Raw genomic sequence first — 11,855 nt, forward strand, 5'->3', positions numbered from 1 at the left:
GTGGCGTTGCCGAACCGGTGCGCGGCGAAGTGCGCGTTCAGCCCGGCCAGGTGGCCGCCGTGCTGCCGCTCGGACCGCCGCTGGTTCGTCGAACTGGTCCGCCGGTAGCCCGCGACCCCTGACCGGCCGCTGGTCTCCGCGGCGGTCGGATTGCGCTCCCGCCGGCGGGGACGGCTGGCCCCGGTGACCGCTGGTGTGCGCGACGGCAGGGCCGGCGTGGCCGGGTGCCCGGCCAGCGTCCCGGGGCGGCCGGGGATCCGGACGCCCGGGCGGTCCGCCCGGCGTACCGTGATCGTCGGTGTGGCGTGGCGGACGGTCCGGCGGGTGAGGAGGTGGCCCCGATGCTCGACCGGCGGTTGTTCCTGCACCTGGCGACCTGGCTGGGGCAGTGGCCGGCCGGTCGGGGGCTGCACGTGGTCCGCTCGCACCGCCGCGCGCGGCGGCCTGGGACGGCCGGCTGCGGCCCGCCATCGCGGTCGCCGCGCCCGACTGCGCCATCCTCTCCGTGCCGCCGGACCGGGCCGAAGCGGTCCGGGCCCTGGCCCGGGACCGCTCGCTGCCGGGACTGCTGCCCGCCCTGCCCGGAGCGGTCGGGCTGCCGGACTGGCCCACCCACGGGGGCGCCTTCCGGTGGAGCCTCGCCCCGGCGCCGCTGCCGACGTGGGCGAGTGGTCCGCGCCGACCGATCCGGGACTGCCGCCCTGGCTGCGGTTGTTCGACCGGGAGGTGCTGGTGGTGCGGGACGCCGAGGGGCGGTACCTGGCCGGCGCGGGGATCAAGCGGCACGACGCCTACGGGCACGAGCTGGCCGTCGGCACGGTATCGGACGTCCGGGGTCGGGGGCTGGCCCGGCGGCTCGTCGCCCAGGCGGCCCGGCGGGTGCTCGACGAGGGTGCCGTTCCGACCTATCTGCACGATTTCGGCAACGCCGCGTCCGCCCGGGTGGCCGAGGCGGCCGGTTTCCCGGACCGGGGCTGGACGTCGTACGGGGTCTTCCCGAGCTGATCGCCCTCCGCCTGCCCGGGCCGAACTGAGCCACTATCCCGCTGTCCGGTAGCGGACTTGACCTGCGTGTTCTCCGAGCGGCTGATCCTCGCCGTCAGTGACGCAGAGTGCGGATCAGGTCGAGCACCTGGCGGGTCACCGGGCGCAGCACCCGCAGCCGGGAGAGCCCGACCAGCCGGTCGACCAGCGGCACCGCCCCGTCGATCAGCTTCCGGGTACGGATCTGCTCGGGGGACCGGTCGTGTACCCAGTAGAGGACCACCCCCATGTACGCGAGCCAGAGCAGCTCGGGCAGCGCCGGTCGCAGCTCCGCGTCGACCCGGGCGGTGGACCCCTCCAGCACCTCCCCGAACAGCGCGATGGACGCCTCGCGGGGCGCCGAGGACTCGGCGGAGAACGGGCTCATCGGTGAGGTGGGCTCGGCCGCCGTCTTGAAGAAGCTCGCGGCGAACGAGTGGTACGGGGTGAGCACGTCGATGCCGGCGTGCAGCACCCCGGCCAGCCGCGCGGCGAACTCGCGTTCCCGGGTGAGCACCGGCGCGGCAGCCGCCCGGTGCTCGATCTGGGTGTCCGCGTAGAACTCCTGGATCAGGTGGTCCTTGGAGCCGAAGTAGTAGTAGGCGTTGCCCACCGCCACGCCCGCCTCCTGGGCGATCGCGCGCATCGTGGTCCGGGCGTAGCCGCGCTCCCGGAACAGCCGCATCGCCGTGTCCAGGATGAGCTGCCGGGTCTGCTCACCCCGGGTGGTCGCCGGTTCGCCGGTGGTCGGGCCACCCGCACCGGTCGTCGGGGCAGTCTGCTCGGTCATCGTCGCCACCGTATCCCGGGTCCGGCCATGGTTCCCGGACCAGCTCGCGTACCGAGGAAGCGGTCGCCACCACTCGTCGGGCCAGCGGCAGCAACTGCGGGCGGGCCAGCCGTTCGGCGGTGGACCGGTGATCGGCCAGCGCCCAGAGGCAGGCGAACCACGCGCCGTCCCCGGCGTACACCTCGCCGGTGTCGGCGACGACGGTCAGGTCCCGCAGGGTCGCGTCGTGGTCGAGGCCGGGGAAGCGCCGCCGGGCCTCGGCCGAGCCGGCCGGCACGAACTCCAGCGGTACGAGTTGCGGCCGGGACGCCAGCCACCGCCGGGCCGCTCGGCACAGCGGGCAGTGCGCGTCGAAGAGGACGGTGAACCCGCGGACCCCACCGGCCCCGTGCCCGGTGGGGTCCGCAGGGGCCACGCCCGTCCCGCCGCCGTCGGGTGGGACGCTCATCGCCCGGCCGGCGCCGGGCCGGTCGGCGCGGGGCCACCGGTCGCGGGCCCGGGCATCCCGGGGCCGGGCATCCCGGGGCCGGCCGGTCGGGCGCCGGGCTGCATCGGCGGGTGACCGACCGGCGCGATCGGCGGGTGCGGGGCGAGCTGCCGCAGCCGGTTGCGGCGGTACCGGCCGAGCGCGAAGACGTTGAAGAAGTGCAGCAGGCCGAGGACCAGCAGCACCCAGCCGACCTTCATGGAGAGTTCCTCCAGCGCCTGGCTGGTGGTGGAGACCGGGTCGGCGTGCTTCATGGCCACCGTGACGTAGCCGAGGTTGAGCAGGTAGAAGCCGACCACGAGGAGGCTGTTGACCGCGTCGGCGAGCCGCGGGTCGGCGAAGACCTCCTCCAGGAACACCAGCCCGTTGCGGGAGAGCGCGCGGGCCACCCACACGGTCAGGCCGATGCTGACCGCCAGGTAGACCAGGTACATCGAGACCTTGACGTCCATCTCGTCGCCCTTCTTGAACACGTTCAAATCCCTGTCGCGGATCACTGTAGGGCCTTTCTTGAACGTGTTCAAGAGCTGGGTCGCCGCTCCGTCCGTGGTGCGGTCGGGCCCGGCCCGGTATGGTCGCCCTCGGCGGCCGGCAGGGTCGGATTCTGCGCAGGGGTGGGGTCATGCAGGTCGGTACGCGGCACACGGATTCCGGACGCGTCGTCCTGGCCGTGGCCGGCGAGATCGACATGGCCAGCGCCGGGCGGCTGGACCAGGTTCTGGACGCTGTCCTCGACCGACCCGGCGTGGTGGAGGTCGTCGTCGACCTCGCCGAGGTTCCCTTCCTGGACTCGACCGGGGTCGCCGCCCTGCTGCGCGGTGCCGCCGAGGCGGTCGGCCGGGGTGCCACCCTCCGGGTTACCAACCCACGGCCCGTGGTGGCCCGGGTCCTGCGGATCACCGCGGTGGACGTCCTGCTCGGCTTCACCGACGGCGACGGCCGGTCCACGGTCGAGCCGGGCTGGCGGGGCCTGAGCTGACCTCGGAAGGTGTCACGGCTCGGACCGGGCCGCGGCCTCGCCCGACCACTCCACCAGCATGATCGTCTCGTCGTCCTGGGACCGGGCGCCCCGGTGCTCGGCGACCGCCCGGTTCAACCGCCGCAGCGTCTCGGGGGCGGGCAGGCCGGAGCGGATGTGCCGTTCGGCCAGGTCCACCAGGCGGGGCAGCCCGAACATCTCCCCGGCCCCGTCCCGGGCCTCGGTCACCCCGTCGGTGTGCAGCAGCAGCCGGTCGCCCGGCTCCAGCCGCGCCTCCGCCACTGTCGTCGGACCCGCCGACACCCCGAGCGGGGCTCGGCGGCCACCGGTCAGCGCCCGTACCGCCCGGCCCCCACGCAGCACCACCGGGGCCGGATGCCCGGCGTTGACGTACCGGAGAGCGCCGGTGGCGGTGTCGAGTTCGGCGACCACCGCGGTCACGAAGCGCCCGTCGCTCCACTGCGCGCGGACCGCCGCGTCGACCGCCGTCGCCTGGTCGGGCAGGTTTCCGCCGGCCCGCCGGGCCGCCCGGAGCGCGGACAGCGCGACCGAGGTGGTGAGCACCGCGGGCAGCCCGTGCCCCACCCCGTCCATGATCACCAGCGCGACCCATGGACCGTTCAGCGAATAGTCGAAGGCGTCCCCGCCCACCTCGTAGCAGGGCTCGAGGATGGCGCTGACCACCACCGCGTCGGTGGCGAAGGTGAGCGGTGGCAGCAGTTGCCAGAGCAGCTCGGCGGAGACGGCCATCGGGCGGCTGCGGCGGGTCCGGTGCAGGAGGTCGGCGTACGCTGCCTTGCTGGTCACCAGGTGGCCGATCAGGCCGGCGATCAGCCGGGCGCCGTCGCGTACGGCCTCGTCCGCCTGGTCGAGACCGGGCGGGAGGAGGATCTCCAGCAGCCCGAGCCGGTCGGTGCCGTCCACCATCGGCACCCAGAGCCGGCCGTCCTGCCCGGCGCGCACCCGCACCTCGGTGTACGCGCGGCCGGGCAGGCTGGTGTCGATCGGCAGCGGCGGCGGCGCCGGCCGGTCCGGCTCGGGCAACGGGCGCAGCGACTCCTGCTCGGCGTCGGCCAGGTAGGTCGTCACCGTGACGCCGAGTCCGTCCAGCGCCGCGTCCACCGAGGTGGTGAGCTGGTCGGGCGGTAGCCGGTGCGACCGGGAGAGCAGGTCGGCCAGCGCGCGCAGCCAGGGCTCGGTGGTGGTCATTCCCGGGGTGTACCCGGGATCGGACCGGGTCAGACCGGTCAGCCGGCCAGACCCAGCACCTGCGCCGCCGCCCGGCCGTTGGCGTGGCTGGCGCCGTAGGTGGTGACGAACGCCCGGGCGCCCGTCGGCCGCCAGCGGCTCGGCCAGCCCATCTCGACCACCGTGACCGGGTGAATGCCGGCCAGCGCGTCGACCAGCTCGGGGCCGCCCGGAATCCGGTGCAGATGCCGGCCGACCAGCACGATCGGCCGGTCCCCGGCGAGCCGGCGGAGCGCCTCCGGATCGGTCTCGCCGGCCACCGCGCGGATCTCCTCGGCGTCGGCGAGGTGCGGGCCCAGCCCCCACGGCACCCGGCCCTCGGCGATGGTGGAGTCGGCGTGCAGCTGCACCACGAGCGGCTTGGTCAGCTCGGCGACGTCGCCCTCGACGTGTACCGCCCGGAGTGCGGCGGCGTACCCGAGCCCGTCGACGCCGGGCGTCCGGCGTGCCGGGGGCGCCGGTCCAGGTGGCCAGGTCGGGCGGCGCGCCGGCGGCCTCCTCGACCCGGCCCCGGTCCAGCCGGCCGTCAGCGAGCGCCGCGACGATCTCCGCCGCCACCTGTTCGACCAGTTCGGCGTCGACCTTCGCGCCGATGCAGAGCAGGTCGGCCCCGGCGGCGAGGGCGCGGACGGCGGCCGGGCCGACCCCGCCCGCGGCCAGCGCGGCGCCCTTCATCTCCAGCGCGTCGGTGATCACGGTGCCGGTGAAGCCGTACTCCCCGCGCAGCAGGTCGACCAGGACCGCCCGGCTGAAGGTGGCCGGGCCGTCACCGGTCAGCGCCGGCACCCGGATGTGCGCGGTCATCACCGCGCGGACGCCGGCGTCGACGACGGCCGCGAACGGCGGCAGGTCCCGTTGCCGCAGCAGGGCCGGCGGCACGTCGACGGTCGGCAGCTCGTGGTGGGAGTCGGCGACGGTCGCGCCGTGGCCGGGGAAGTGCTTCGCGCAGGCGGCCACCCCGGCCGACTGGAGGCCGTACACCGCGGCGGCCGAGTGGGCGGCCACCCGGGCCGGGTCGGCGCCGAACGAGCGGGTGCCGATGACCGGGTTGTCGTCCGCGGTGTTGACGTCGACGGTGGGGGCCAGGTCGACGGTGATGCCGAGGGCGGCCAGCTCCGCGCCGATCGCCGAGTAGACCTGGCGGGTCAGCACCACGTCGTCGACCGCGCCGAGCGCGGCGTTGCCCGGGTACGGGCTGCCGGTGGCGTGGGCCAGCCGGGTGACGTCGCCGCCCTCCTCGTCGATCGCGACGATGACGTCCGGCCGGCCGGCCCGCAGCGCGGCGCTGCTCGCCGCGACCTGGGCCGGGTCGTGGATGTTGGTGCCGAACAGGGTGTGCCCGGCGAGTCCCTCGGCCAGCAGGTCCACCGCCCAGTCCGGGGGGACCGGCCCCGAATACGCGGCGAGCAGGGTGCCCAGCGCGAGCCGGCGAAGTCCTGGATCCAACCCCACGTGTTACCCCTTTCGGTGCCGGACGGCACGAGTGTCGCACCGGAGCGGCCGTCCCGGACGGCGTCGCTGCCGGGTCGTCCGAAGACTCCGGATCCGGGTGGCCGATACGCTAGCGGGCACCCGTCTGCAGGTCTTTATCGGTTAGCAAAGTTTACTGAAAATAAAGGACGTGGCATGAGTGCGACCCGGTTGCCCGGCACCCCCCGCCTGTTGCGGGCGCTCAACGACCGCGCGGCGCTGGAGTTGCTCCTCGAACGCGGCCCCCTCACCCGAGCCCGGATCGGCGAGCTGACCGGGCTCTCCAAGGTCACCGCCTCCCAGCTCGTGGAGCGGCTGGAGGAGCGGGGCCTGGTCACCCGGGTCGGCGAGCAGGCCGGCGGGCGGGGCCCGAACGCCCAGCTCTACGCGGTCCGGCCGGGCAGCGCCCACGTGGTCGGGGTGGACGTCGACGCGGACCGGGTGGTGGCGGCCTGCGCCGACATCACCGGCGCCGTGATCGGCCGGGTGGAGCAGTCCACGAAGGACACCGACGACCCGGTGGGCGTGGTGCACAACGCGGTGGTGCAGGCGGCGAGCAGCGCGGGCGCGGAGCTGTCCAGCGTACGGCGGATCGTGCTCGGCACCCCCGGCCTGGTCGACCCGGGCACCGGGGACATCACCTTCGCGTTCAACCTGCCGCGCTGGCACAGCGGCCTGCTCGCCGCGCTCCGCGAGGACCTGCACACCCCGGTGGTCTTCGAGAACGACGTCAACCTCGCCGCCGTCGCCGAGGCGCAGTCCGGCGCCGCGCAGGGGGTGTCGGACTTCGTGCTGGTCTGGGTGGGGGCGGGCGTCGGCCTGGCGATCGTGCTCGGCGGCCGGCTGCACCACGGCAGCAGCGGCGCGGCCGGCGAGATCGGCTACCTGCCGGTCCCCGGAGCCCGGATCCCGCGGGACGTCTCGAAGCGGGCCAAGCCGGCGTTCCAGCAGCTCGCCGGCGCCGACGCGCTTCGTGCGGTGGCCGCCGAGCACGGCTTCGCCGCCGACACCGCGGCCGACGCGGTACGCGCCGCGATCGACGCCGGCGCGGCCGGTGACCCGGTCCTCGACGAGTTGGCCCGCCGGCTGGCCCTCGGGGTGGCCAGCACCTGCGTGGTGCTCGACCCGCCGCTGGTGGTGCTGGCCGGTGAGGTGGGCCAGGCCGGCGGAACGGCGCTGGCCGAGCGGGTGCAGCACGAGGTCGCCGCGATCACCCTGGTCCGACCCCGGGTGGTGCCCACCGGGCTCACCGAGGAGCCGATCCTGCGGGGGGCGCTGCGCACCGCGCTGGACGCGGTCCGCGACGAGGTGTTCGGCTCGACGGTCGGCTGACCGGCCGGCGGGGCGCCCGGCCGGTGCCGTCGTCGGTGGCGCCGCCATGTGAAGGAATTCTTCACGAGTGGTTTGATCTCTGCAAGGAGTTGCCGGGCGCGGAACGGCCCCCGCCGCCCGGACGGGAGCAGGGGCCGTTCGCGGCGGTCAGATCAGGTCGCGGCGGCGGAACGCGGCGAACGCGGCCACCACCAGCGCCGCCGTCAGACCGAGCAGCACCGTCAGCCCCGGTCGCCAGCTCATGACGTAGAAGCCGTCGCAGAAGCCGGAAGTGTCGCCCTGGCAGGCGTGGCTGTCCCAGAACCGGGCCTCCCCGGCCAGCCAGGCGCCCACATAACTGGAGAGCATCCACTGGTCCGGGCGGCCGCCCCGACGATCTGCAGCACCAGCCGGGCGCCCAGCTCCCACACCACCAGATACGCGGCCACGGCGCCCAGCGCCGCCGACGTGTGCCGGCCCAGCGTGGCGATCGCGAAGCCCAGCGCGGCGGTCAGCAGCACCAGCACCAGCCCCCGCCCGTACGTCGCACCCAACGATCGCCAGAACTCGCCGTCCAGCCGCCCCGGCAGGCCGGCGGTCTGCGCGATCAGCCAGAACACGGCCAGGTACGCCGCCGACGCCACCGCCGAGAGCACCAGCAGCGCGCCGAGCAGGGTGCCCAGCTTCGCGCCGAGCACCGCCCCCCGGCGGGGCCGCCAGAGCAGCAGGTTCACCACCCCGCCGGAGTTCAGGTCCGCCCCGATGTACGACGCCGCGACCAGGAAGCCGAAGAGCATCAGGAACGCGACGAGGAAGTAGAGCAGCGGGCGGGCCTGGTCGGCGAAGGTGAAGACGCCGCTGAGGAAGTCCCCCGCCACCGGCACATGCTCCATCCGGACCGGATCGATCTCGCTGCAATCCCCGGGGACGTAGTCGCTCTCCTCCGGCGCGACCGTTCCCGCCTTGATCCGCAGGCACCGGTCGTGCGCCGCCTCCATGCTGCTGCGCTGCTCGGCGGCCTGCGCCTGGGCCCGGCTCATCTCGTCCGGGGTCGGCCGGTGCGACCCGGCGAGCGTGGTCGCGGCGGTGACCGCGAACGCGATCAACAGCAGCACCACCATCAACTGCACGAAGCGGCGCGCGGACAGCCGCTCCAACTCGGCACGGACCAGCTTCACGCCCCCACCTCCCGGTTCTCGCGTGCGTCGAGGTCGATCAGCATGTCGTCCGGCTCGGCGTCCGGCGGGACCGAGCCGTCCAGCTGGCGGGGCACCGCCGGGTGCGGCGTGGTCCCGGTCAACTCCAGGAAGACGCTCTCCAGGTCCGGCCGGAGCGGGACCAGCTCGCGTACCCAGAGACCCTGCTCGCCCAGCGTGCGACTGATCAGCTCCGGCTCGTCCACCCCGGCGACCAGCAGGTGGTCGGGGTGGTCGGTGACCGCCAGCCCGAGCGCCCGCAGCAGCTCCGCCGCGCGCTCCGGCTCGGCCACCCGGACCTGCCACTCGTGCTGGTCGAAACCGGCGAGCACCTCCTCCACCGGCCCGGCCGCCACCCGGCGCCCCCGGCTGATGATCGTCACGTGGTCGCAGATCAGCTGGATCTCGGCCAGGATGTGGCTGGAGAGCAGCACCGTCACGCCCGCCGCCGAGAGCGACCGCATCAGGTCCCGCATCTCCCGGATCCCCGCCGGGTCCAGCCCGTTCGCCGGCTCGTCGAGGATCAACAGCTCCGGGTTCTTCAGCAACGCCGACGCCACCGCCAGCCGCTGCTTCATGCCCAGCGAGTAGCCCTTGACCCGCTCGTCGCCCCGATCGCGCAGGCCGACCTGCTCCAGCACCTCGTCCACCCGGCCGTCGGCACGCCCCCGGCCACGGCGAGCAGCCGTAGCGTCCGGTGGGCGGTGAAGTTGCCGAAGAACTGCGGGCTCTCCACGATCGCGCCGACCCGGCCGGCGACCTCGGGCAGCCGCTCCGGCGCGGACGCCCCGAGCACGCTCATCCGGCCGCTGTCCGCCCGCACCAGACCCAGCAGGGCGCGCAGGGTGGTGGTCTTGCCCGAACCGTTGGGCCCGAGGAAGCCGTGCACCTGGCCGGCCTCGACCAACAGGTCGAAACCGTCGACGGCGACCCGATGCCCGTGGCGGAGCGTGTGGAAGGTCTTACGGAGACCGTCGATCTCGATGACCGCGCTCATCCGCGCGGCTCCTGACAGGGCATGGACCTTCCTCCGGATAGGTGACCAACGACACGGCGCCTCACCTTATGGCGGCGGCGCCGCCCGTGGGGGGGCAGCTCGCGCGGCGCGTGATTGGATGGACCGGTGACTGGTGACCTGATCCCCGGCGCCGCCGGCGCCCCCGCCGCCCCCTCGACCGTGGACACGGATCTGGTGGTCAGCCTCGACGGGGTCGGCGTCAGGCGGTCCGGCAGCGCGTTGCTGCACGACGTCGACTGGCGGGTCGAGCTGGACGAGCGCTGGGTGGTGCTCGGGCCGAACGGAGCCGGGAAGACGACCCTGCTCAGCCTCGCCGCCGGGCGGCTGCACCCGACCACCGGCGCCGCGTACGTGCTCGGCGAGCGGATCGGCCGGACCGACGTCAACGAGCTGCGGATGCGGATCGGCCTCTCCACCGCCGCGCTGGCCGAGCGGGTCCCCGCCGAGGAGCGGGTCAGCGACGTCGTGGTCACCGCCGCCTGGTCGGTGGTGGGCCGCTGGCGGGAGGGCTACGACCGCACCGACGAGGCCCGCGCCCGGGCCCTGCTCGGGCAGCTCGGCATCGGGCACCTGGCCGACCGCGCGTACGGCACGCTGTCGGAGGGGGAGCGTAAGCGGGTGCAGATCGCCCGCGCGCTGATGACCGACCCCGAGCTGCTGCTCCTCGACGAGCCGGCCGCCGGGCTCGACCTGGGCGGTCGCGAGGACCTGGTGGCCCGGCTGGCCGAGCTGGCGTACGACCCGGACGCCCCGGCGCTGGTGCTGGTGACCCACCACGTGGAGGAGATCCCGCCGGGCTTCACCCACGCGCTGCTGCTGCGCGAGGGCGGCGTGGTGGCGCAGGGCCTGCTCGCCGACACCCTCACCGCCGACAACCTCTCGAAGACCTTCGGCCTGCCCCTGGTCGTCGAGCGCTCCGCCGACCGCTGGACCGCCCGCGCCGCCTGAGGAAGGAACCACCGTGCAGCAGACCCGGGTGGCCGTGGTGGGCAGCGCCAACATGGATCTGATCGGCACCGCGCCCGCGCTGCCCCGGCCGGGGGAGACCCTGCTCGGCACCGACTTCGTCATGCTTCCCGGGGGCAAGGGCGCCAACCAGGCGATCGCCGCCGTCCGCGCCGGCGCGTCCTGCGTCTTCCTCGGCGCGATCGGCTCGGACGCCTTCGGGGTCACCCTCAAGGCCCGGATCACCGCCGCCGGGGTGGACACCGGCCAGCTCCGGGTGGTGTACGGGGCCTCCGGCGTGGCGCTGGTCATGGTGGGCGCCGAGGGGGAGAACGCGATCCTGGTGACGCCCGGCGCCAACGGGGCCTTCGTCGGGCTGACCGAGGGCGAGCTGCACGCCGTACGCGAGGCGGACGTGCTGGTCGCCCAGCTTGAGGTGCCGGTCGAGACGGTGACCGAGGCGGCGGTCGCGGCCCGGGCGGCCGGCACCCGGGTGATCCTCAACGCGGCGCCGGCGCGGCCGGTGCCGGCGGAGCTGCTCGCCGCGGTGGACCTGCTGGTGGTCAACGAGACCGAGGCGCGGGCGCTCACCGGCCGGGGCCGGGACGAGCCGGCGGCGCTGCTCGACCTGGTGCCGCGGGCGGTGCTCACCCTCGGCGCCCAGGGCGCCTGGTACGTCGACCGGGACGGCCGGTCGGTGCACGTCCCGCCGGTCAAGGTCGAGGCGGTGGACTTCACCGCCGCTGGTGACGCGTTCACCGCCGCCCTGGCCGTCGCCTGGGGCGAGGGGCGTGAACTGGTCGACGCGGTGCACTGGGCGGCGGCGGCCGGGGCGGCCTGCGTACGGCGGCTCGGCGCCTCGGTGGCGTTGCCCCGCCGGGTCGAGATCGACGAGCTGTACGTCCCGGCCGCCTGACCCGCCCCGCCGCCCCGATCCGCGAGGCGGTCAGGCGGCCGGTTCGTCGGCGAGCCGCTCACCTCGGCGGCGCAGCATGCCCAGGCCGGGGATGCCGGCGACGGCCAGCTTGAGGTCGCGGGTGACGTCGAGCAGGTCGTGCAGGTCCGGGCCGACCCGGTCCAGGGTGGCCAGGATCGGCAGGACGTCCGCGGTCAGGTGCTCCTTGAGCTTCGGCAGCTCGTCGATGAGCCGGATCGCCGCGGTCACCTCCTCGTGGCTGAGCTGTTCGACGAACCGGGCCTCTGGGTGCTGTGGACCGACTACTTCAAGCCGGAGCACTTCGAGAAGTACCCGAACCTGCACACGCTCTTCAACGAGGCCACCAAGCTCTCCGGCGGCAGCGGCGCCAAGGGCAGCGTGGACCCGGCCGTGGCCGACAAGCTGCTGCAGAAGATCGACGAGATCTCCAAGATCTTCTGGGAGACCAAGA

Annotated in this window: 11 protein-coding genes and 4 pseudogenes; 6 read left to right on the top strand and 9 right to left on the bottom strand. The window is 74.7% G+C overall.

The window, feature by feature from the left end; genetic code table 11:
- On the bottom strand, positions 1 to 368 hold a 368-nt coding region (locus tag JNW87_RS25970; protein ID WP_238454587.1), incomplete at its 3' end, for a hypothetical protein.
- On the opposite strand from JNW87_RS25970, the pseudogene JNW87_RS40835 reads away from it, so the two are divergent.
- Positions 342 to 1,005, top strand: a pseudogene (locus tag JNW87_RS40835) (GNAT family N-acetyltransferase). The gene JNW87_RS25970 and the pseudogene JNW87_RS40835 sit on opposite strands and share 27 nt — an antisense overlap.
- A 94-nt stretch (positions 1,006 to 1,099) precedes the next feature.
- Here JNW87_RS40835 and JNW87_RS25980 read toward each other — a convergent pair.
- Genes JNW87_RS25980 through JNW87_RS25990 form a run of 3 tightly spaced genes read right to left on the bottom strand, consistent with a single transcriptional unit; the run spans position 1,100 to position 2,773 of the window.
- Positions 1,100 to 1,813, bottom strand: coding sequence for a TetR family transcriptional regulator (locus tag JNW87_RS25980; protein WP_109800429.1), 714 nt, complete (start codon positions 1,811 to 1,813; stop codon positions 1,100 to 1,102).
- The gene (locus tag JNW87_RS25985; RefSeq protein WP_109800430.1) at positions 1,740 to 2,261 is read right to left on the bottom strand and encodes a thiol-disulfide oxidoreductase DCC family protein; all 522 of its coding nucleotides are present in this window, start codon (positions 2,259 to 2,261) and stop codon (positions 1,740 to 1,742) included. The genes JNW87_RS25980 and JNW87_RS25985 overlap by 74 nt, the downstream gene beginning before the upstream one ends.
- Complete coding sequence (locus JNW87_RS25990) at positions 2,258 to 2,773, bottom strand: hypothetical protein (protein ID WP_236647343.1); 516 nt, start codon at positions 2,771 to 2,773, stop codon at positions 2,258 to 2,260. Before JNW87_RS25990 ends, JNW87_RS25985 begins: the two co-directional genes overlap by 4 nt.
- A gap of 149 nt (positions 2,774 to 2,922) precedes the next feature.
- On the opposite strand from JNW87_RS25990, the gene JNW87_RS25995 reads away from it, so the two are divergent.
- Positions 2,923 to 3,279 (top strand): STAS domain-containing protein, encoded by a 357-nt coding sequence (locus JNW87_RS25995; RefSeq protein ID WP_161557770.1) that lies wholly within the window; start codon positions 2,923 to 2,925, stop codon positions 3,277 to 3,279.
- A 12-nt stretch (positions 3,280 to 3,291) separates the two neighbouring features.
- On the opposite strand, the gene JNW87_RS40840 is transcribed toward JNW87_RS25995, so the two are convergent.
- A complete protein-coding gene (locus JNW87_RS40840) occupies positions 3,292 to 4,488 on the bottom strand; it encodes a PP2C family protein-serine/threonine phosphatase (RefSeq protein ID WP_109800432.1) in 1,197 nt (398 codons plus the stop codon).
- A gap of 38 nt (positions 4,489 to 4,526) precedes the next feature.
- Positions 4,527 to 5,979: pseudogene (locus tag JNW87_RS26005) on the bottom strand (glycoside hydrolase family 3 protein).
- 174 nt (positions 5,980 to 6,153) lie between these two features.
- On the opposite strand from JNW87_RS26005, the gene JNW87_RS26010 reads away from it, so the two are divergent.
- On the top strand, positions 6,154 to 7,329 hold the full coding sequence (locus JNW87_RS26010) for an ROK family transcriptional regulator (protein ID WP_109800434.1): 1,176 nt from the start codon (positions 6,154 to 6,156) through the stop codon (positions 7,327 to 7,329).
- Between the two features lie 239 nt (positions 7,330 to 7,568).
- Here the strand turns inward: JNW87_RS26010 and JNW87_RS26015 are convergent, their stop codons facing one another.
- From JNW87_RS26015 to JNW87_RS41690, 3 genes and pseudogenes are all read right to left on the bottom strand, one after another.
- Positions 7,569 to 8,486, bottom strand: a complete 918-nt coding sequence (locus JNW87_RS26015) for an ABC transporter permease (RefSeq protein WP_238454589.1) — start codon at positions 8,484 to 8,486, stop codon at positions 7,569 to 7,571.
- Positions 8,483 to 9,214: pseudogene (locus JNW87_RS26020) on the bottom strand (ATP-binding cassette domain-containing protein); the annotation flags it as partial. The pseudogene JNW87_RS26020 and the gene JNW87_RS26015, both read right to left, overlap by 4 nt.
- A gap of 41 nt (positions 9,215 to 9,255) precedes the next feature.
- Positions 9,256 to 9,501: pseudogene (locus tag JNW87_RS41690) on the bottom strand (ATP-binding cassette domain-containing protein); the annotation flags it as partial.
- 126 nt (positions 9,502 to 9,627) lie between these two features.
- Here JNW87_RS41690 and JNW87_RS26030 point away from each other — a divergent pair.
- The 3 genes from JNW87_RS26030 to JNW87_RS41695 form a co-directional block, all read left to right on the top strand.
- The gene (locus tag JNW87_RS26030; protein WP_109800437.1) at positions 9,628 to 10,470 is read left to right on the top strand and encodes an ABC transporter ATP-binding protein; all 843 of its coding nucleotides are present in this window, start codon (positions 9,628 to 9,630) and stop codon (positions 10,468 to 10,470) included.
- Between the two features lie 13 nt (positions 10,471 to 10,483).
- Positions 10,484 to 11,383 (top strand): ribokinase, encoded by a 900-nt coding sequence (locus JNW87_RS26035; RefSeq protein ID WP_109800438.1) that lies wholly within the window; start codon positions 10,484 to 10,486, stop codon positions 11,381 to 11,383.
- A gap of 138 nt (positions 11,384 to 11,521) precedes the next feature.
- Positions 11,522 to 11,855: superoxide dismutase [Ni] (locus JNW87_RS41695; RefSeq protein WP_375373541.1), on the top strand; the 334-nt coding region annotated here is incomplete at its 3' end.

Origin of the sequence: Micromonospora sp. ATA51 (assembly GCF_016802855.1) — a bacterium.
In the GTDB taxonomy this organism is placed as follows: domain Bacteria; phylum Actinomycetota; class Actinomycetes; order Mycobacteriales; family Micromonosporaceae; genus Micromonospora; species Micromonospora sicca.

Coding starts and splice junctions, on each gene's coding strand:
- JNW87_RS40840 (WP_109800432.1), bottom strand. CDS start 4,488: ATGACCACCACCGAGCCCTGGCTGCGCGCGCTGGCCGACCTGCTCTCC.
- JNW87_RS26010 (WP_109800434.1), top strand. CDS start 6,154: ATGAGTGCGACCCGGTTGCCCGGCACCCCCCGCCTGTTGCGGGCGCTC.
- JNW87_RS25980 (WP_109800429.1), bottom strand. CDS start 1,813: ATGACCGAGCAGACTGCCCCGACGACCGGTGCGGGTGGCCCGACCACC.
- JNW87_RS25985 (WP_109800430.1), bottom strand. CDS start 2,261: ATGAGCGTCCCACCCGACGGCGGCGGGACGGGCGTGGCCCCTGCGGAC.
- JNW87_RS25995 (WP_161557770.1), top strand. CDS start 2,923: ATGCAGGTCGGTACGCGGCACACGGATTCCGGACGCGTCGTCCTGGCC.